Source organism: Spirillospora sp. CA-294931, from assembly GCF_050946795.1.
Lineage (GTDB): Bacteria > Actinomycetota > Actinomycetes > Streptosporangiales > Streptosporangiaceae > Spirillospora.
Genome location: NZ_CP192006.1, coordinates 2,730,547 through 2,749,769 on the forward strand (window position 1 = coordinate 2,730,547; position 19,223 = coordinate 2,749,769).

At 69.6% G+C, this 19,223-nt stretch carries 13 protein-coding genes; 11 read left to right on the top strand and 2 right to left on the bottom strand.

Annotated features, from left to right (window positions below; translation table 11 throughout):
• Positions 1-104: 104 nt before the first annotated feature.
• From ACQPY4_RS12175 to ACQPY4_RS12195, 5 genes are all read left to right on the top strand, one after another.
• Positions 105-1,085, top strand: coding sequence for an MCE family protein (locus tag ACQPY4_RS12175; protein ID WP_433335559.1), 981 nt, complete (start codon positions 105-107; stop codon positions 1,083-1,085).
• Positions 1,086-1,128: 43 nt separating this feature from the next.
• Positions 1,129-1,569, top strand: a complete 441-nt coding sequence (locus ACQPY4_RS12180) for a phosphoribosyltransferase (RefSeq protein ID WP_433338898.1) — start codon at positions 1,129-1,131, stop codon at positions 1,567-1,569.
• Positions 1,570-2,233: 664 nt separating this feature from the next.
• Entirely contained in the window at positions 2,234-3,226 is a 993-nt protein-coding gene (locus tag ACQPY4_RS12185; RefSeq protein ID WP_433335561.1) for a DUF4192 domain-containing protein, read from the top strand.
• A gap of 965 nt (positions 3,227-4,191) precedes the next feature.
• Positions 4,192-5,922: an ABC transporter ATP-binding protein gene (locus ACQPY4_RS12190; RefSeq protein WP_433335563.1), complete on the top strand. Its 1,731-nt coding sequence runs from the start codon at positions 4,192-4,194 to the stop codon at positions 5,920-5,922.
• A gap of 5 nt (positions 5,923-5,927) precedes the next feature.
• Positions 5,928-7,667, top strand: a complete 1,740-nt coding sequence (locus tag ACQPY4_RS12195) for an ABC transporter ATP-binding protein (RefSeq protein ID WP_433335565.1) — start codon at positions 5,928-5,930, stop codon at positions 7,665-7,667.
• A gap of 1,040 nt (positions 7,668-8,707) precedes the next feature.
• Here the strand turns inward: ACQPY4_RS12195 and ACQPY4_RS12200 are convergent.
• Positions 8,708-9,079: a hypothetical protein gene (locus ACQPY4_RS12200; protein WP_433335567.1), complete on the bottom strand. Its 372-nt coding sequence runs from the start codon at positions 9,077-9,079 to the stop codon at positions 8,708-8,710.
• 710 nt (positions 9,080-9,789) lie between these two features.
• On the opposite strand from ACQPY4_RS12200, the gene ACQPY4_RS12205 reads away from it, so the two are divergent.
• The 6 genes from ACQPY4_RS12205 (at position 9,790) to ACQPY4_RS12230 (ending at position 16,637) form a co-directional block, all read left to right on the top strand.
• Positions 9,790-10,374, top strand: a complete 585-nt coding sequence (locus ACQPY4_RS12205; protein ID WP_433335569.1) for a polysaccharide deacetylase family protein — start codon at positions 9,790-9,792, stop codon at positions 10,372-10,374.
• 34 nt (positions 10,375-10,408) lie between these two features.
• Positions 10,409-11,323: a TIGR03619 family F420-dependent LLM class oxidoreductase gene (locus ACQPY4_RS12210; RefSeq protein WP_433335571.1), complete on the top strand. Its 915-nt coding sequence runs from the start codon at positions 10,409-10,411 to the stop codon at positions 11,321-11,323.
• Between the two features lie 125 nt (positions 11,324-11,448).
• Entirely contained in the window at positions 11,449-11,961 is a 513-nt protein-coding gene (locus ACQPY4_RS12215; protein WP_433335573.1) for a DUF1707 and DUF4870 domain-containing protein, read from the top strand.
• Positions 11,962-12,204: 243 nt separating this feature from the next.
• Positions 12,205-13,572: an FAD-binding oxidoreductase gene (locus ACQPY4_RS12220; protein ID WP_433335575.1), complete on the top strand. Its 1,368-nt coding sequence runs from the start codon at positions 12,205-12,207 to the stop codon at positions 13,570-13,572.
• Positions 13,573-13,640: 68 nt separating this feature from the next.
• Positions 13,641-14,906 (top strand): class I SAM-dependent methyltransferase, encoded by a 1,266-nt coding sequence (locus ACQPY4_RS12225; protein WP_433335577.1) that lies wholly within the window; start codon positions 13,641-13,643, stop codon positions 14,904-14,906.
• A 366-nt stretch (positions 14,907-15,272) separates the two neighbouring features.
• The gene (locus tag ACQPY4_RS12230) at positions 15,273-16,637 is read left to right on the top strand and encodes an MFS transporter (protein ID WP_433335579.1); all 1,365 of its coding nucleotides are present in this window, start codon (positions 15,273-15,275) and stop codon (positions 16,635-16,637) included.
• Between the two features lie 72 nt (positions 16,638-16,709).
• Here the strand turns inward: ACQPY4_RS12230 and ACQPY4_RS12235 are convergent, their stop codons facing one another.
• Positions 16,710-19,220 carry an ABC transporter transmembrane domain-containing protein gene (locus tag ACQPY4_RS12235; RefSeq protein ID WP_433335581.1) on the bottom strand — a complete coding sequence of 837 codons (2,511 nt, stop codon included), beginning with the start codon at positions 19,218-19,220 and terminating at the stop codon, positions 16,710-16,712.
• Between the last annotated feature and the right edge of the window lie 3 nt (positions 19,221-19,223).

Consider the following 19,223-nt stretch of genomic DNA (forward strand, 5'->3'; position numbering starts at 1 on the left):
CGGCGCGCCCGACCCCCGTGAGTGGGATCACATGCCCGAAAGATCACAAACGCCCGCGCCGTCCACAACAATGTCAGTCCTCACTTATCGGAGCGGAGGGCCACATGTCGCAGTCGAGGGCGCTCTTCTGCCTGACCGGCGTGCTGGCCATGCTCGGCGCCGTTGTCGCAGGCCTGCTCCCGTTGCTCCCGTCCGACGCGGGAACGGTCCAGTACACCGCCACGTTCGGCCGCGCGGGCCAGGGCCTGGACACCAAGTCGGACGTCAAGGTCCGCGGCGTCGGCGTCGGCACCGTCAAGGCGGTCGAACTGGCCCCCGACGGCCGCGTCCGCGTCCGGATGCGCGTCGAAAAGGACGTCAGAATCCCGCAAAGCGCCGAGGCCAGAATCGAACCCGTCTCGATCTTCGGCCCCAAAGAAATCTCCCTCGATCTCGGCGCGTCCGGCGCCCCCTACCTGCGACCCGGCGAGACGATCACCCGCACCCGCGACGCCACCGACCCGTCCGAGACCGCCTGGCCCGCCCTCCGCGCCGCCCAGGCCGTCGACCCGCAGGACCTGACCACCCTCCTGCACACCTTCTCCCAGGGCCTGGCCGGACAGGCCCCCGCCCTCCGCCGCACGATCGCCAACAGCGGCACCGTCATCGACAGCGCCCACGCCAACCGCGCCGAACTCCGCCGCCTCCTCAAAGACCTCACCGGCCTCGGCGCCACCTTCGCCGACCGCGGCGACACCATCGTCGCCCTGAGCCGCGACGCGACTCGGCTCGGCCCCGTCCTGGACCGTTCCGACAAAATCGGCGACCTCCTCGACCAGGCCGGACGCCTCAGCTCCCAGGTCGGCGGCACCCTCGAGAACCACGGCGAGAACCTGGGCACCGTGATCGACTCGACCGGCCGCCTCACCTCAACGATCTCCGCCGACCGCCGCCACATCGTCTCCCTGATCGACTCCCTGGGCGGCCTCTTCGAGGCCCTGGCCCAGATCATCCACCAGCCCGGCCCCAAGGGCACCAAGGTCGCGTCCCTCCAGTGGCCCATCCCGCTCGACATCTGCCAGGTGATCGTCGACGCCTGCCGCTGACCACCACAATGGCCTCGTGGAAAGAGAAACGCTCACCTGGCAAATGTTCGGCGACGCCAGCCGCGCCCTAGCCCGCCAGGTACTCGACGACGGCTACCACCCCGACCTCATCCTCTCCATAGCCCGAGGCGGCCTCTTCGTAGCGGGCGCCCTCGGCTACGCCATGGACGTCAAGAACCTCCACGTCATGAACGTCGAGTTCTACACGGGCATCAACCAACGCCTAGACCTCCCCGTCATGCTCCCACCCGTCCCCAACGCCGTAGACCTCTCCGGCGCCAAAGTCCTCGTAGCCGACGACGTAGCCGACACCGGCGCCACCCTCAAACTCGTCCACGACTTCTGCGCCACCCACGTCTCCGACGTCCGCACCGCCGTCATCTACCAAAAACCCCACTCCTCCATAACCTGCGACTACGTATGGCGCCAAACCAACCTCTGGATCAACTTCCCCTGGTCCACCCACCCCCCAATAACAACCTGACCCCCCACCCCAACCCCGTGTTCGCCGCGGCCCGTCGTCCACGCGGCCCGTCGTCCACGCGGCCCGTCGTCCACGCGGCCCGTCGTCCACGCGGCCCGTCCTCCACGCGGCCCGTCCTCCACGCGGCCCGTCCTCCACGCGGCCCGTCCTCCACGCGGCCCGTCCTCCACGCGGCCCGTCCTCCACGCGGCCCGTCCTCCACGCGGCCCGTCCTCCACGCGGCCCGTCCTCCACGCGGCCCGTCCTCCACGCGGCCCGTCCTCCACGCGGCCCGTCCTCCACGCGGCCCGTCCTCCACGCGGCCCGTCCTCCACGCGGCCCGTCCTCCACGCGGCCCGTCCTCCACGCGGCCCGTCCTCCACGCGGCCCGTCCTCCACGATGCACCCACCCCCCACCCCCTCCGAATCCTCCACCCCCACCGCCTTCCCACAGCAGCGCCCACGAGGCGCCGCATCACAACCGTCCACTACGGCAGCCTTTGCTTCGTTACCCGTCCGGCCGCTAATCGCGGTTGCGAAATTCGCCGAGGCCGGACGTTTCACAGTTCGTTCAGCCACTCTGCGCTGATCAATCCAAGTTGCCTGGTCAGGACGCGATCACACAGTTATCCACAGATCTTGCTCGGGCTTTCGCGGACCGGGACCGCGCTGCGACGCTCGTTCCATGACGCTGATTATCCGAACACCCGAGGACGCCATCGCGGCCGTCCCTTACCTGCTCGGCTTTCACCCATCCGAGAGCCTTGTGGTGATCGGCTTCGACGGTCCACATTCCACATGCGCCGTCCGTTCGGACTTACCGCCGCCCGGCGTCCTCATCGGCGACCGTGTGGCCCACATGCTGCGCGACAACGGATTCCGCCGCGCTCTCCTCCTCGGTTACGGTCCCGCCGACCAGGTCACGTCCGCCGCCTCCGCCACCTGGGAGGCCCTGAACGCCGAGGGCTTGGACGTAGTCGAGGCGCTCCGCGTCACCGACGACCGCTGGTGGTCACTCACCTGCGTCGACGAAGACTGCTGCCCCTCCGAGGGCCACCCCTACGACGTCTCCGGCAGCCTCATCCCGGCCCAGGCAACCCTCGCCGGCCACGTCGCCCTCAACGGCCGCACCGAACTGACCGACTCGGTACGCCCCGTCCCCGGACACCCCTTAGAAGTCGCCACCCGCCAGGCCGAAGAACGCTTTCTGAGCTGGGCCCGCGAGGGCTTGGCCCCCGCCCGCATCCAATCTCGAATGGCTGAAGAGGGCATCCCTCTCCTCTCCACCCTCCTGTCAGCCCCGACCCCACCCTCAGACGCCGACCTGGCCTGGCTCGGCGTCCTCCTGACCAGCCTTCGCGTCCGCGACGAGGCATGGGTCCGCATAGACGAGGACGACCCCACGCCGTCCATCTCTTTCTGGCGTCACGCCCTCCGCCACCTAGAGCCCCCGTACACCCCGGCTCCAGCCTGTCTCTTGGCTTTCGCCGCCTACGTCTCAGGTGACGGCGGTCTGGCCAACGTGGCCCTAGACCGAGCCGACGAAGCCGACCCCACCTACTCCATGTCGACCCTCCTACGCCAGATCATCGCCGCCGGCATTCCCCCGACCAAGGCCAGAATCCGCATGACCCCCACTGAACTAGCCGCCGCCTACGCCGACCCCAACCCCCCGTAACCCACCAGGCCACCAAACCCACCCGGGCGCGGCCAATCGCCCCCGCCTGTTCCGCCCCGCCCCGTTCCGCCCCCGCCCTGTCCCGCTCACCCTGTCCCGCTCACCCTGTCCCGCTCACCTCCGTCCCGCCCCACGCTGTCCGCCCCACGCTGTCCGCCCCACGCTGTCCGCTCAACGCCGTGCTGCTCAACGCCGTGCTGCTCAACGCCGTGCTGCTCAACCCGTCCGCTCAAGCCCGCCGTGACCGTGATCTGGCTGGCCGGGTTTCCCACACGGAGCCCGGCCAGCCCAGCTCTCCGCAACACCCGCCTCACCGCAACTGGTCGCCGACGAGCCCGATCCGCCTATCCGACGTCCCAGGCCGCCCGCTTAGTCACGTCCCAGTCCACGCCGCCGCACCACCCGGTCGAGTGGGCAAGATCGTCCGCGACGGCGCCCATCTGAATGGCATGTGCGTCGGCTACGTCGGCCGCGGCGGCGTCGCCGACATGGAGGTGCTGGCGGGCGGGGTGATGGTCTAGCGCCGTTCCGTCCCGGACGTTTCTTAGGGGGCAAAGGACGCCAGCCCGAGAAGCCCGTGGCGGACGTTCTTGCGGAGGTCGATGCCCGTTTGGCGGTCGGTCTCGGCGGAGGTGGCCTTCGGGACGTGGCGGGGTGTGGAGGCCTCGGGCGGGCGAGTCTGGCTCGGTTGGTTGAGGGCTCTTTGGGGCGGGGGAGTTGGCTCGCGGTGGGGGAGGGGCGCCGGGTGGTGCGTGAAATGGGTGGGAAGCGCGACGGGTGGCGGATGATCTCCGGGGTTGGGGGCGGGATTATCGCGGTGAGGAAGTTTGGGACTGGTGCTTTTTGTGTGGTTGGCCTTGTCGGGATTGTTGTTCTGGGGGTCGTCTTGGGGATTGGGGTGCGTGGTGTCCGGTGAATTGGCGGTGAATGGCTCGTCGGCTGATGGGGGGTCTGTAGGGCGATTGGTGCGCCCTTATGTGGGGGCCTTTGTTGGTGTGGTGATTTTGCAGGTTGTTGGGGCCTTGGCGGGGCTGGCGCCCTTGTTGGCGGTTGTTGAGTTGGGGCGGACGCTGTTGGCGCCGGGGCCAGTTGATCACGGGCATGTCTGGATGGTTGTGGCCGTGGGTGCGGTTGGGCTGTTCGTCCGGCTGGTGTTCACGGGGGCTTCGGCTGGGGCCGGGCATGTTCTGGACGGACGGGTCCAGCTTTCGTTTCGGCGGCAGTTGGCGGTGCATTTGGGACGCGTGCCGATCGGTTGGTTCTCTCGGCGGCGCAGCGGCGAGTTGGCGAAGGTGGTGGAGCAGGACGTCAGCGCTGTGCATCCGCTTATTGCGCACATGCCCGGCGAAGCCGTCTCCGCGTTCGTGGTGCCGTTGGTTTCGCTGGTCTATTTGTTCACCGTCGACTGGCGGCTCACGTTGATCACGATGATTCCGGTGGCGCTGGCGGTCTCGTTGGTTCCCCTGATGATGACGCCGAGGCGTCAGCGGGAGCAGGTGGCGCTCGACGAGGCCATGGGACGGATTTCGAGTGCGGCTGTCGAGTTCGTCCAGGGGATCTCGGTGGTCAAGGCATACGGGGGCGGAGAGCGGGCGCATCGGAGATTCCTCACGGCCGCGGAGGAATTCACCGGGTCGTTTCTTGATTGGGTGCGCGGTCTCGCCGGGTTCGCCGCGGCGCTTTCGCTGGTCCTGTCACCGCCGTTCGTCCTGCTGGTCGTGCTGGTCGGCGGCACCGCGCTGATCACCGGTGGCGGCATGGCCCCGGCTGATCTGCTGCCCTTCCTGCTGCTGGGGCTGGGACTGACGGCTCCGGTGGCTGCGCTCGGCCATGGTTTCGACGATCTACAGGCCGCCCGGGGTGCCGTGGGACGGATTCGGGACGTGTTCGCGGTGGAGCCGCTGCCGCAATCGGCGCGGCCCGTCGTGCCTCAGGGGCACCGGGTGGAACTGCGTGGTGTCCGGTTCGGTTACGAGGCCGATCACGAGGTGTTGCGCGGGATCGATCTGGTGCTCGAGCCGGGGACGGTCACCGCGATGGTCGGGCCGTCGGGGAGCGGAAAGTCGACGCTGGTTCAGCTGCTGCCGCGCTTCTTCGACCCGACCCACGGTTCGGTCGTCCTGGGCGGCGTCGACCTGCGCGAGATCGGCAGCCAAGACCTCTCGAAAATGGTCTCCTTCGTGTTCCAGGACGTCCGGCTGCTGCGGGCGTCGGTCGCGGAGAACATCGCGCTGGCCGTGCCGCATGCCGATCTCGACGAGGTGGTCCGGGCCGCTCGGCTGGCGAACATCCACGACCGGATTCTCGAACTGCCGCGCGGATACGAGTCGGTGATCGGCGAGGACGCCGGGCTGTCGGGTGGCGAGGCGCAGCGGCTCTCGCTCGCGCGTGCGCTGCTCGCCGACGCGCCCGTCCTGGTACTGGACGAGGCGACGGCCTTCGCCGATCCGCAGACCGAACGGGCGGTGCGCGAGGCGCTGGCGACGCTGGCGGGGGAGCGGACGATCCTGGTCATCGCCCATCGGCTCGAGACCGTCGCCGATGCCGACACCGTCGTCCTGCTGGAGGACGGCGCGATCGTTGAGCGGGGCAGTCCCGGTGAACTGCTTGCGCGGGACGGGAGGTTCGCCGCGTTCTGGCGATCCCATCAGACCGCGGTCGCGGACCAGGCCGATGGTGGGAGTGAGCTGCGATGATTCGAATGCTGTTGCGTGTCCTCGGGCACGAGTACGCCCAGCCGATGCGTCGCACCGTGGCCCTGATGACGGTGACCGCGGTCGCCGAAGGTCTGTCCTACGCGCTGCTGGTTCCAGTGCTGCGAGAGCTGTTCGGGAGCAGACCCGAGGACGCCTGGCCGTGGCTGGCCGCGTTCGGGGCGGCGGTGGCGGCCTACGCGGTGCTGCGCTATCGCAGCGATCTGGCCGGATTCCACGTCGGCGCCGCGCTGCTGCGCGGGGTCTATCGAAGGTTCGGCGATCATCTGGCCCGGTTGCCACTTGGCTGGTATACCGCCGGTCGCGTCGGGGAGGTGTCGGTCCTGGCCAGCCAGGGCGTCTTGCGGGCGATGAGCGTGTCGGCGCATCTGCTGGGACCGTTCATCTCCGCCTGCGTGACTCCGCTGACGATCGTCGCGGTGATGTTCGCCTTCAACTGGCGGATGGGGCTGGCCGCGCTGGCCGCCGCGCCGGTCGTGGCGGCGATCCAGGTCTGGACGGGACGCTCGATGGCCGCCCACGACACCGAGCGCGCCAGGCGCGGCGACGAGGCGGCCGGGCGGATCATCGAGTACCTCCAGGCCCAGCCGGTGCTACGCGCCGGTGGACGCGTCGCGCAGCGCTTCGCGTTGCTCGACGACTCGTTGTCCGAGGTCGAGCGCGCCACCCGCCGTTCCACACTGTCGTCCCTGCCCGGTGTCCTGGGGCTGACGCTCACGGTGCAGGCGATGTTCACCGCGCTGCTGGTCCTGGGCGCCTACCTCGCACTTCACGGTGGCATCGGCGCGGCGGAGGTTCTGGCCATTCTGGTCCTCGCCGCCCGCTGCGCCGATCCCCTTCTGTCGCTGGCGGAAATCGGGGGCAAGCTGCGCGGCGCGCGTTTCGAGCTGGCCAGGCTGGACGCGGTGCTGCGGACCGAGCCGCTGCCACAGGCCACTGAGCCGAGCCGCCCGTCCGGCCATGCCCTGGAGTTCGAGTCGGTCCGCTTCGCACACGCCGGGCATGCGCAGGTCCACCATGACGACGTCGGCGGCCGGACGGTGATCGACGATGTGTCGCTGTCGGTCCCGGAAGGGCAACGAGTGGCCATCGTCGGGCCGTCGGGGGCGGGCAAGAGCACGCTGCTGCAGTTGCTCGCGCGGTTCTACGACGTGGACGCGGGCGCGGTCCGGGTGGGAGGCGTGGACGTCCGGTCGATCGACACCGAGGTGCTGATGGCGCAGATCGCCATCGTCTTCCAGGACGTCTATCTCTTCGACGGCACCATCGAGGAGAACGTGCGCATCGGCCGTCCCGACGCCGAGGAGGCCGAGGTGCGGGCCGCGGCGACCGCGGCCCGGCTGGACGAGGTGATCGAGCGGCTGCCCGGCGGATGGGCGACGAACGTCGGCGAGGGCGGCGCGCTGCTCTCGGGCGGTGAGCGCCAGCGGGTCTCGATCGCCCGGGCCCTGTTGAAGAACGCGCCCATCGTCCTGCTGGACGAGGTGACCTCCGCCCTCGACCCGATGAACGAGGCGGCCGTCCACGAGGGCATCGAGCGCCTGATGGCGGGCCGGACGGTCGTGATGGTCGCGCACCGGATGCGGACCGTCCGGCGCGCCGACCGCGTCGTCTTCCTGGACGCGGGACGAATCGTGGAAGAAGGCGCCCACGACGACTTGCTGAATCACGGCGGCCGCTACGCCGAGTTCTGGGAGATCTCCATGAAACCAGCACGAAGTGCATGAGCCTGTCCGCCGCCAAAGCCTGGGGTGCAGAGGCAGTTACCCGATGCGCTCTTGCCTCGCGGGCGTCCCTACCAGCCACCGACCTGCGGGCTAATCCGATGATGCGCGGACAGAAAGCAAATGACGTGCTCTGGTGGGATCAGCGGGTGGCGGTCGCTACACCGCCCGGTTCCGGGTGGTCGCACGGTTGGGGCAGTGCGCAGCGGTCCGTCCGGTTGTTGGAGGCCCCGGCCCGGACGCTTCGGCACGGCGAAACCCGGGCCGGGTGCCGCTCCCTCGCCCGGCATCCCACAGGAGTGCCGATGAGCACCTAGCCTCCTCCCCTCCTGGACCCCCTGGGACCGCCCTCCCGCCCCCCGGGCTGTGAGGCTTTCTAGCCGCCCACTTGCGAGGCCGCCATCCGGCCGCCTGGGCATGGGGCCGCTGTCGGCCCCCGGGGTGTGCGGCACCCCCTGGGGCGTGGGATCGCCGTCCGGCAGCCCGGGCGTGGGGCCGTTGTGCGGCCGCCCGGGTGTTGGGCCCGCCCTTCGGGCTACGGGGCGTGGGATTGTCGTCCGGCCGCCTGGGTGTGGGATCGCCGGCCGGCCCTCCGGCTGTGGGTCGCCGATCGGGCCCTCGGGGACGGGGGCTGCGTTCCTTCTTCTCTCCTTGCATCGACTGGACAGCAGGCTCCGCGATGCGCTGCTTATCGGGTTGGAGTGGCCTCGGTCATTGCCTCGGCCGCCGTCAATTGGCGGTCGCGGAGTTCCTGGAGGCGGAAGAGGAGAAGTAGCGGATCCAGGTCGACGCGGGAGGTCGGGGTGAGGCGTTCTGCGTCCCCTACGAGGCGACCCGCGACGCGCTGTGCTCGTGGAGCACGGAGATGTCGTTCGGGTCCGTCAGCCTGCTCGACAATTCTTAGGCGGTGGTCGGCCCTTCGACGCCTTGCGCCACCATCGAAGGGGGCGCCGAGTTGATGCGGAGGTCCGTGCGGACGTCGAGAGAATCTGATCTGTCCCGCCGGATTGTGGATGGGACGGCGTTCTTCAGCGTCCGTTTCCCTAGGACGAGACGGCTTCGCCGGGGGAGCCGGGGTCGATGCGGCGGTCCTTGTTGCGCTCGTTCCAGGCGCGCATGCGCGGGGGATAGCCGACGATCTGGACGTCGTAGACCGGGAGGCCGAGGTCGCGGGCCACCTTGCCGATGACCTGGGGTGCTCCGACCCGGCGGCGGGTCCATTCGCCGTCGTGGGCGACGGCGACCGCGGTGGTGTCGGTGGCGAAGGTCTCGGGTTCGACGTAGAACTCGACGCCCTGATGGCCGCGGGCGAAGGCGATGAGCGCCTCGATGTCGGCGTCGGTGGCCTCTCGATCGAGCCTGGTGACAGAGGAGCCACGGTTCTTACGGAGCCCGAATCGGTCCCGGAACCTCATCGTCCTGTCCCGTCGTCGGTGCGGCCCCGGAACGGCTCCGGGACTCTGCGCGAGTACGACGATAACGGTCGTCCGGCCGGGCTGGTTCCCAACACGAAGAGGCTTTCCCGGCCGTTGGCGGCCGCCGTCCGCGAAGATTCGCGTCCGAAGGGCCGGGACGGCTCGAAACTCGCGTGCCATGCGGGGGCAACGAGCGGCGCTCGCCCTTCATTGGGCGGGGACAGCGTTCGGGGCCCCTGGGGCGAGTCGGAGTGGTGCAGTGGTGGAGCGTCTAGGAAGCTGGACGCAGCACCTGGACGTCCGGCCTCACGACAGCCGACTGGAGATAGGGCGTCTCTTGGGCGTGTGGGACGCGAGTACGCGCGGTGTGTGTTACCTAAGGGAGTTGAATCGGTGCGGGAGACGGAGGGGGCGTGATGAGCGGGTTGGCCGTGGTCAGGAAGGGGGCCTCCGTGGCGGCCGGGCTGGCTCTCTGCGGGTGGCTGAGCACCCTGACGCCCGCCACGGCCACCACGGCCTCGGGGGGCGGGGGTGGACGCCTCGCGGTGACCGCCAAACCTGCCGCCAAGCCGCCCGCGGCGCCCAAATCGGCGCCGTCCAATCCGGCCACGCCCAATCCCGGGGCGTCCACCCCAGGGACGCCCAGCCCGGGGGGCTCCGCCCCGGGGACGGCTCAGGGGGCTGCGCCCGACTGTAGGAAGCTCAAATGCGTGGCGCTCACGTTTGACGACGGGCCGATGGCCAGCACGGCCAAGCTGCTCGACATTCTGGCCGCCGGCAAGGTCAAGGCCACGTTCTTCCTGGTCGGGCAGGCCGTGGAGGAGGCTCCCGAGCTCGTCCGGCGTGAGCACGCCGATGGGCATGAGCTGGCGAACCACAGCTACAGTCACGCCGATCTCGGGCGGTCGTCCAGCGCCAAGGTCACTTCTGAGCTGGCGCGGACGCAGGCGGCGATCAAGCGCGCCACCGGCGTTACGCCGACGTTGATGCGGCCCCCGTATGGATCGACCGACAAGCAAGTTGCGACCATCACCAAGCGGATGGGGCTGGCTCAAGTTCTGTGGACGGTCGACCCGCTCGACTGGCAGTCGCGCAATACCAAGTCCGTCGAGCGCAAGGTCGTCGGGGAAACCCGTCCCGGGTACATCGTGCTGATGCACGACATCCATCCGTCGACGGTCGCGGCCGTGCCCAGCATCCTCAAGCGGCTCGCCGCGAAGGGGTATGTGTTCGTCACGGTGTCGGAGCTCTACGGCAAGCCGCTCGCCCCCGGGAGAAAATACATCGAGCGCTGACTGATCCGAGACGTCCGTTCGTTAGCGTGGACGAATGATCAAGTTTGGTGTCAACATCCTCAACTTCGGGTCCGGGACGGGACCGGAGAGCCTCTCGGGCTGGGCCGGCTACGCCGAGGACCGCGGCTTCCACCTGGCGATGATCTCCGATCACGTGGCGGTCACCCCCGATGTGGCGACGCAGTATCCGGCGCCCTTCTACGACCCGTTCGCGACGTTGAGCTGGCTGGCCGGGCGGACGTCCAGGATCGAGCTCGGGACGACCGTCGTGATCGTCCCGTATCGCCATCCCCTCCTGACCGCCCGGATGGCGGCGAACATCGACCGCTTCAGCGGTGGGCGCTTCGTGTTCGGCATCGGGGTGAGCTGGCCCGAGCAGGAGTACGCGGCGCTCGGGGTGCCGTTCGGGCGGCGCGGCGCGATCACCGACGAGTATCTGGAAGTGATCATCGCCGCCTGGGAGAACGACGTGATCACTCACGATGGCGAGTTCGTCTCGTTCGCCGATGTGCAGACCGGGCCTCGGCCGCTCCGGCGTCCACCCGTATGGGTCGGCGGAGGCAGCCCGGCGGCGCTGCGCCGCACCGCGCGGTTCGGTGACGCCTGGCACCCGCTGAACGTCCGGCTGGACTGGTTGCGCGAGGAGGGCCTCCCGGGCCTGCGCAAGGCCGCCGACCAGGCCGGACGTCCCGTCCCCGCGTTCGCGCCCCGCCTGCCGCTCCGCCTCACGACCACGCCCCTGGACGACGACTCCCGCCTCGCCGGCCAGGGCACCCTCGACCAGATCCGCGGTGACCTTGAGGCCCTGGCCGCCCTCGGAGCCTCGTCCATCCTCTTCGACACCTACCCCGGCCCAGAGGAAGGCGTCCGCCCCCTGGAGGACGACCTCCGTATGCTCGACGCCATAGTGGAAACCGCTATCGACCTGGAGGCGGCCACCCTCCGCTGACCCACCCGGACAGCACACAGGAACTTCGGGGGAAGGTGGCTCGTCCTGGGTGTGTAGGGCGATTCAGGGGTCCCTCAGGGACTTCCCCGATGGTGAGAGGGCGGCGTGGCGCCGACGATGAGGGCATGAACACTACTGGAGACCTGCGAGTGTCGAACGCCGAGCGCGAGCCCGTCATCGAACGGCTCCAGCAGGCGTTCGCCGAGGGCCGGCTCGATCATGGCGAGTTCGACATGCGGATGCATCTGGCGATGACCGCCAAGACCCGCGGCGAGATGGCGGCGGTGCTGCACGATCTCGAACCGCTGCCGACCGAGCCGGTGAAGGCGCTGGCGGGGGAGGCTCCTACGGGGGAAGACCGGATGCTCGCGGCGGCCGCCCACGCGCTCGGGGTCCCGACGTTGTTCCTCGGGCCGCTGCTGTTGATGGTGCTGAGCGGGAAGCGGTCGGAGTACGTGCGGCGGCACGCGGCCGAGGCGGTGAACTTCCAGCTGACGATCCTGATGGTGGTGATCCTCTCGTTCGGGGTGGGGAGCATCCTGTACGCGATCACATGGATCGCCTGCGGGATCGCGGCCGTGTTCGCGCTGGCCGACCGGCCCGTCCGGTACCCGTGGACGTTGCGCCTGGTGAAATAGCCCCGCGGGCGACGGGACGCCAGATCCGGCGAGGAGTTCCTCGCGGGTCTGGCGTTTGCGCTTCCCGGGGGTGCAAGGTGTGCGCGAGGACGGTGAGGGGAAGCGTTCACTGGGTAGGGAAAGGGTGCTTGTGATGTGCCATCACGTGCGGAAATATTCCCGTCCGTCCCTGTGATCACGCTCTCGTCCGGATTGTATGGAACATACATGGGATGATCGGTTTACTTGCTGCGGGAGGGGAAGATGACGGAGCTTCTGGTCCAAGGTGATCATCAGCGGGCGGTCGAGGCTCTGCGGAGGTCGTACGACGCGATCCCTCAAGGGACGCCGATAAGGCTCGCCAAGCGGACCTCGAACCTGTTCCGGTGGAGGGACCCCTCGGACGCCCCGGGGCTGGACGTGTCCGGCTTCAACCGGGTGCTGAGCGTCGACCCCGAGACGCGCACCGCGCAGGTGCAGGGGATGGCCACCTACGAGGATCTGGTCGACGCGACGCTGCCCTACGGGCTGATGCCGACCGTGGTGCCCCAGCTGAAGACGATCACGCTGGGCGGCGCGGTGACGGGGCTCGGGATCGAGTCGACGTCGTTCCGGGACGGCCTGCCGCACGAGGCCGTGCTGGAGATGGAGGTGCTGACCGGGGACGGTCAGATCGTCGTCGCCACCCGGGAGAACGAGCACCGGGAGCTGTTCTACGGCTTCCCGAACTCCTACGGGACGCTCGGCTACGCGCTCCGGCTGAAGATCGAACTCAGGCCGGTCAAGCCGTACGTCCGGCTGCGGCACCTGCGGTTCGACGACGCCGCGGAGTGCGCGCGGGTGCTGGGCGAGATCAGCGGCAGCCGCGAGCACGACGGCGAGGCGGTCGACTTCCTGGACGGCGTGTGGTTCGGCAAGGACGAGCAGTACCTCACGCTCGGGACGTTCGCCGACACCGCGCCCTACCGGTCCGACTACACCGGCCAGGGCATCTACTACCGCTCGATCCAGCGGCGCTCGGTCGACTTCCTGACCGTCCGCGACTATCTGTGGCGGTGGGACACCGACTGGTTCTGGTGCTCGGCGGCGTTCGGCGTCCAGAACCCGGTCGTCCGCAAGATCTGGCCGGACCGTGCCAAAAGGTCCGACGTCTACCGCAAGCTGGTGGCCTACGACCGTCGCTTCCACGTGATCGCCAGGGTGGAGCGATGGCGGGGGCTGCGTCCGCGCGAGGACGTCATCCAGGACATCGAGGTCCCGGTCGAGAAGCTCCCGGAATTCATGGAGTTCTTCGGGGAGAAGGTCGGAATGTCGCCGGTGTGGCTGTGCCCGCTCCAAGCCAAGGAGCGCTGGCCGCTGTACCCGCTGGAGCCGGGACGCACCTACGTCAACGTCGGCTTCTGGGGCACGGTGCGCATTCCGCCAGGTCAGATCCCCGAGTACCACAACCGGCTGATCGAACGTAAGGTCGCGGCCCTTGACGGGCACAAGTCCCTATATTCGACAGCTTTTTACGGCAGGGACGAATTCTGGCGGTACTACGACGGGGAGACCTACAGGCGGCTCAAGGAAGAGTACGACTCGGGCTCACGTTTGCTGGATCTCTATGACAAGTGTGTGGGCGGGCGCTGACGCCCGGCTCTGAGGGGGCCCGTGGGCATGACCGGGTCCCGGTGGGCCGGAGAGACAGGAGGAGCAAGATGACGCTGGCCACGGTCTTCGAGGAAATCATGGGATCCTCGGCGCCGGTGGAGTTCGTCGCCTATGACGGATCCCGGGCGGGAGTGCGCGGGGCGGACATCCGGCTGGAGGTCCGCTCGCCCTACGCGGTGTCCTACCTTGTGCGTTCGCCGGGGCCGCTGGGCCTCGCGCGCGCGTACGTGAGCGGCGATCTGAACGTCGAAGGCGACATGTACGCGGCGCTGTCGACGATGCAGGAGGCGCTCACCGACGTGTCGCCCCGCGACAAGGCCAAGCTGCTCTCGGAGGTCGTCAAGGACCCGCTGCTGCGCGCCGCCGTGAGCAGGCGTCCGGCGCCGCCGCCCCAGGAGGCCCCGTTCAGCCGGGTCCCGTCGTGGCTGCGGCACTCCAAGAACCGCGACGCCAAGGCGATCTCGCATCACTACGACGTGTCCAACACCTTCTACGAGTGGGTGCTGGGCCCGTCCATGGCCTACACGTGCGCGTGCTACCCCGAAGAGGGCTCGACCCTTGAGGAAGCGCAGTTCCACAAGCACGACCTGGTCGCCAAGAAGATCGGCCTCCGGCCGGGGATGCGGCTGCTGGACGTCGGATGCGGCTGGGGCGGCATGGTGATGCACGCGGCCCAGGAGTACGGCGTCAAGGCGCTGGGCGTCACGCTGTCCAAGCAGCAGGCGGAGTGGGCGCAGAAGGCGATCGCCGACCGCGGCCTGTCCGACCTGGCCGAGGTCCGCCACATGGACTACCGCGACGTGGCCGAGTCCGGCTTCGACGCGGTCAGCTCCATCGGCCTGACCGAGCACATCGGCAAGGGCAACCTGCCGGCCTACTTCTCGTTCCTTTACGGGAAGCTCAAGCCGGGCGGCCGGATGCTGAACCACACCATCACCCGCGCCGACAACATCGCGCCTCCGATCAGGCAGGGCGGTTTCATCAACCGCTACGTCTTCCCGGACGGCGAGCTGGAGGGGCCGGGCTACGTCCAGTCGCAGATGAACGACGCGGGCTTCGAGATCCGCCACCAGGAGAACCTGCGCGAGCATTACGCCCGCACCCTGAAGGGGTGGTGCCGCAACCTCGACGACCACTGGGACGAGGCCGTCGCCGAGGTCGGCGAGGGCACCGCTCGCGTGTGGCGCGTCTACATGGCCGGTTGCGCGCTCGGCTTCGAGCTCAACTGGATTCAGCTGCACCAGACGCTGGGCGTGAAGCTGGACGCCAACGGCAACTCGTCCATGCCCCTGCGTCCCGACTGGGGCGTCTAGACACCACCAAGCCCGGGCCCGCGCACACCGCGCGGGCCCGGCCTCGTCCCGACCACCCGCACCATGGCCCCGGCTCCGTCATGTGCACGCGCGCTGCGGCTATGCGCAACCGCACCGCGCGGACCCGCCTTCGTGATGTGCACCGGCACCACAGACGCGCGCACCGCGCGGGCCCGGTTTTGTCGTGACGGCCCGCGCCCGGTGACTTCTGGCACGTCGTGTTTACCGCCGGGACGGGCCGGGCATCTAGCGACGTTTGAGTCCGCTCTCCGGTTTACACACTTCCGGCGAAATCTTGGATTTGTGGTGGATCTTCGGTAGCCTCGCCCGCCTGTTGATCGACGACTGCGGAGGCTACGACCGCCTATGACTTCAGACCTGACCGCGCCCGCGGAGGAGACGCCCGACGCGCACACGCCCGACGACCGGACCGTCCGCAAGGCGGTCGCCGCCTCGGCGATGGGCAACTGCATCGAGTGGTTCGACTTCGGTGTGTTCAGCGCCGGGGTGATGACCACGATCGTCGGGACGGTGTTCTTCCCGCCCGACGACGGCGGTTCGGCGGTGCTGCGGTCGTTCGCGCTGATCGCGGCGGCCTTCGTGGCGCGGCCGTTCGGCGGGATGTTCTTCGGGACGCTCGGCGACAAGCTCGGCCGCAAGACGATCCTGGCCGTGACGATCATCCTGATGTCGGGCTCGACGTTCGTGATCGGCATCCTGCCGGGCTACGACACCATCGGGATGGCGGCGCCGATCCTGCTGCTGGCCGTCCGGCTGGTCCAGGGTTTCTCCACCGGCGGCGAATACGGGGGAGCGGCGACGGTGATCGCCGAGTACGCCCCCACCCACCGGCGCGGGTTCTTCGGGAGCTTCCTGGAGTTCGGGACGCTGGTGGGCTACATCCTGGGCGCCGGTCTCGTGCTGGGCATCGACCTGATGTTGAGCCAGAGCGCCATGGAGTCGTGGGGCTGGCGGATCCCGTTCCTGATCGCGCTGCCACTGGGCCTGGTCGGGCTCTACATCCGCTCCAAGCTGGAGGACACCCCCGAGTTCCAGAAGATGGAGGAGGCCGGCACGGTGGCCCGCTCTCCGCTGAAGGAGACGCTCCTGCACAACTGGCGGATGATCCTCAACCTGATCGGCATCGTCATCCTGCTGAACGTGGCGCACTACGCGCTGCTGACGTTCATGCCGTCCTACCTCGACTCCAATCTGGAGATCGGGAGCACGACCGCGTCCCTCATCACGATCGGCGTGGAGCTGGCGATGCTCACGGTGATCATCCCGCTGGGCTCGCTCTCGGACCGGGTGGGACGCAAGCCGCTGCTCCTCACCGCCGCGGTCGGATTCATGATCGTCAGCTTCCCCTCGATCGCGCTGATGCAGACCAAGGACCCGCTGGCCATCACCGCGGGCTTCGCCATGATGGGCGGGCTCCTGGTGCTGATGCTCGCGGTGATCGGCTCCACGTTCCCCGCCATGTTCCCGACGCAGGTCCGCTACGGCGCCTTCTCGATCGGCTACAACCTGTCGACCTCGATCTTCGGCGGGACGACCGCGCTGGTGATCGAGAAGCTCATCAAGACCACCGGCAGCAACTACATCCCGGCCTACTACCTGGTCGGTGCGGCGGTCGTGGCGCTCGTCCCGATCCTGCTCCTCCCTGAGACGGCCCGCGTCCCGATCGGCAAGTGCGGTGTGCGGCCCAAGGCGGTCCCCGTCCCCGCCTAGCCCCCGAAACGCGGCGGCGCGTCCCCCTCAGGCCAGGGGCGCGCCGCCGTCCACCGCCGCCCGGACAGCGGCCTAGCGTCGGGGGAGGAACGACCCCGCACGCCCGGACTGTTCCGAGGCGAGGTCCCGGTAGTAGGCACTGGTTCGCAGCAGCTCGTCGTGGGAGCCGGTCGCGACGACGCTCCCCTCGTCCAGGACGAGGGTCCGCTCGGCGGCCCGCACGGTGGAGAACCGATGGGCGATCACCAGGACGGCGCATTCGGTGGCCACCTGGGCGATCGCGGTGTGCAGCGCGGTCTCGTTCATCGGGTCGAGCTGCGAGGTGGGCTCGTCCAGGAGAAGCAGATCGGGACGGGTGAGCAGGCTGCGGGCGATCGCGATCCGCTGGCGCTCGCCGCCCGACAGCTTGCGGCCGTGCTCCCCGACCTCGCCGTCGAGGCCGCCGGGCAACCGTGACACCAGCTCGCTGAGGTTGGCCAGCTCCACGGCCTTGCGGATCTCGCCGGGCCCGGCGCCGGGGGCGGTGTAGGTGAGGTTCTCGCGGAGCGTGCCGTAGAGCAGGGGAGCGTCCTGCTCGACGAGCCCGATCCTGGTGCGGTAACCGGCACGTTCGAGGGACCGCAGATCACGGCCGCGGAAGAGTATCTGGCCTTGGTCGGGATCGTAGAAGCGTTCGGTGAGGGCGAAGACGGTCGACTTCCCCGCCCCCGAACGGCCGACCAGCGCGAGGTGGCCGCGCGGCGGAACCTGGAACGATACCCCGCGCAGCACGGGCCGCCCCGGCTCGTAGCCGAACCACACGTCCCGGAACTCAAGGACGCCCTGCCCGCCGTTCACCGGCCTCGTCTCCGGCCTCGTCTCCGGCCTCGTCTCCGGCCTCGTCTCCGGCCTGGAACCCTGCCCCTGCCCTGGCCCTGGCCCTGGCCCTGGCCCTGGCCCTGGCCCCGGCCCCGGCCCCGAACCCGGCCCCGGCCCCGAACCCAGCACCGAACCTGGCCCCGGCCCCGAACCCGGCCCTGGCCCCTGCCCCTGCCCCGAACCCAGCGCCGGCCCCGGCCCCGAGCCCAGCACTGGCCCCAAACCCGACCCCGAGCCCGGCACCGGCGCCGGGCTCGGGGACGGGAGCGGGCGGCTCGGTCCGGCGGCCTCGCAGGGCAGGGCGAACACGGCGTTGATGCGCCGCAGCGCCCCGGTGCCCTGCTGCATGACGCTGATCGCCTCGAAGATCGAGCCGATCGGACCGGCCAGATAGAGCATGTACAGCAGGAATGCGACCAGGTCGGCGACCGAGCGCTCGCCGTCGGCGACCCGGATCCCGCCGACCAGGAGGATCACCAGGAACGAGCCGTGCACCGCCAGCTGGCTGGCCGGACCGGCCAGCGCGTTCAGCCGGGCCATCCGGACTCCGGCCGCGTAGGCCGCCCGGGACCGGGCAGCGATCCGCTCGCTCTCCCGCTCCTCGGCGAGGCTGGCCCGCACGGTGCGGATGGCGCTCAGCGCGCGTTCCAGGTCGGCGCTCATCTCGCCGGTGGCCTCCTGGACGTGCATGGACACGGCGCGCATCCGGCTCAACGCGGGCACCAGGACGAGTGTGCCGGTGACGACGAGCCCGGCGACCAGCGAGAACAGCACCGGATCCAGCCAGGCCATCACCACGACCACACCGGCCAGACCGACCGTCCCGGTCACGGCGTCGGTGAAGCCCTCGGCGATGACCCGCTGCAGCGCGGCGCTGTCCATCCCGGCGCGGGCGATCAGGTCGCCGGTCCGGAACCGGTCGTAGGCCGGCATGGACAGCCGCAGCAGATGGTCGACGAGCCTCAGCCGGATCCCGAGCACGACGCTCTCGCCCGCGCGTCCCAGGACATACCGGACGATCACCTGGACGCCGACACTGGCGATGAACAGGCCGGTCAGCAGGGCGATCTGCGACCAAGGGACGGGCCCCGTCCGCGCCGAGTCGATCACGCGCATCACGACCAGCGGCTGCGCCATGCCCAGCCCCCAGGCCACCAGAGTCAGGGCTACCCCGGTGGCGATCCAGCCGCGACTGTCACGCGCGATGCGCAGGACATCGCGCAACCCGCCGCCTTGGTCGCCTTGTGCGTCGCTGGCCCGGGCGTCCTCGTCCCAGGCGTCGTCGGCGCGTGCGTCCTCGTCCCGCGCGTTGTCGGCGCGTGCGTCCTTGCCTCGCGCGTCGCTGGCCGGTGTGCCGCCGACCTGCGCGTCGCTGACGCGTGCGCCCGCGGTCCGGACTTCGTCCACCTGTGCGTCGCTGGCCGGTGCGTCCTCGTTCCGCGCGTCGCTGGCCGGTGTGCCGCCGACCTGTGCGTCGCCGACCCGTGCGCCCGCGACCCGGGCTTCGCCCGCCTGTGCGTCGCTGGCCGGTGCGTCCTCGTTCCGCGCGTCGTCGGCTCCTGCGTCGCCGACCTGTGCGTCCGCGGCCCGGGCGGCGCCGACCTGTGCGTCTTCGGCTCGGGCGGCCTCGATCTGTGCGTCGCTGGCCGGTGTGTTCTCGGTCGGTGCGTCGTCGGACCGTGCGGCGCCGAGGTGTGTGTTCTCGGCCGGTGTGTTCTCGGGCATGTT

Bases quoted from the DNA above. Each gene is read 5' to 3' on its own strand.
- ACQPY4_RS12175 (WP_433335559.1), top strand. From the start codon at position 105: ATGTCGCAGTCGAGGGCGCTCTTCTGCCTGACCGGCGTGCTGGCCATG.
- ACQPY4_RS12180 (WP_433338898.1), top strand. From the start codon at position 1,129: ATGTTCGGCGACGCCAGCCGCGCCCTAGCCCGCCAGGTACTCGACGAC.
- ACQPY4_RS12185 (WP_433335561.1), top strand. From the start codon at position 2,234: ATGACGCTGATTATCCGAACACCCGAGGACGCCATCGCGGCCGTCCCT.
- ACQPY4_RS12195 (WP_433335565.1), top strand. From the start codon at position 5,928: ATGCTGTTGCGTGTCCTCGGGCACGAGTACGCCCAGCCGATGCGTCGC.
- ACQPY4_RS12200 (WP_433335567.1), bottom strand. From the start codon at position 9,079: ATGAGGTTCCGGGACCGATTCGGGCTCCGTAAGAACCGTGGCTCCTCT.
- ACQPY4_RS12210 (WP_433335571.1), top strand. From the start codon at position 10,409: ATGATCAAGTTTGGTGTCAACATCCTCAACTTCGGGTCCGGGACGGGA.
- ACQPY4_RS12215 (WP_433335573.1), top strand. From the start codon at position 11,449: ATGAACACTACTGGAGACCTGCGAGTGTCGAACGCCGAGCGCGAGCCC.
- ACQPY4_RS12220 (WP_433335575.1), top strand. From the start codon at position 12,205: ATGACGGAGCTTCTGGTCCAAGGTGATCATCAGCGGGCGGTCGAGGCT.
- ACQPY4_RS12225 (WP_433335577.1), top strand. From the start codon at position 13,641: ATGACGCTGGCCACGGTCTTCGAGGAAATCATGGGATCCTCGGCGCCG.
- ACQPY4_RS12230 (WP_433335579.1), top strand. From the start codon at position 15,273: ATGACTTCAGACCTGACCGCGCCCGCGGAGGAGACGCCCGACGCGCAC.
- ACQPY4_RS12235 (WP_433335581.1), bottom strand. From the start codon at position 19,220: ATGCCCGAGAACACACCGGCCGAGAACACACACCTCGGCGCCGCACGG.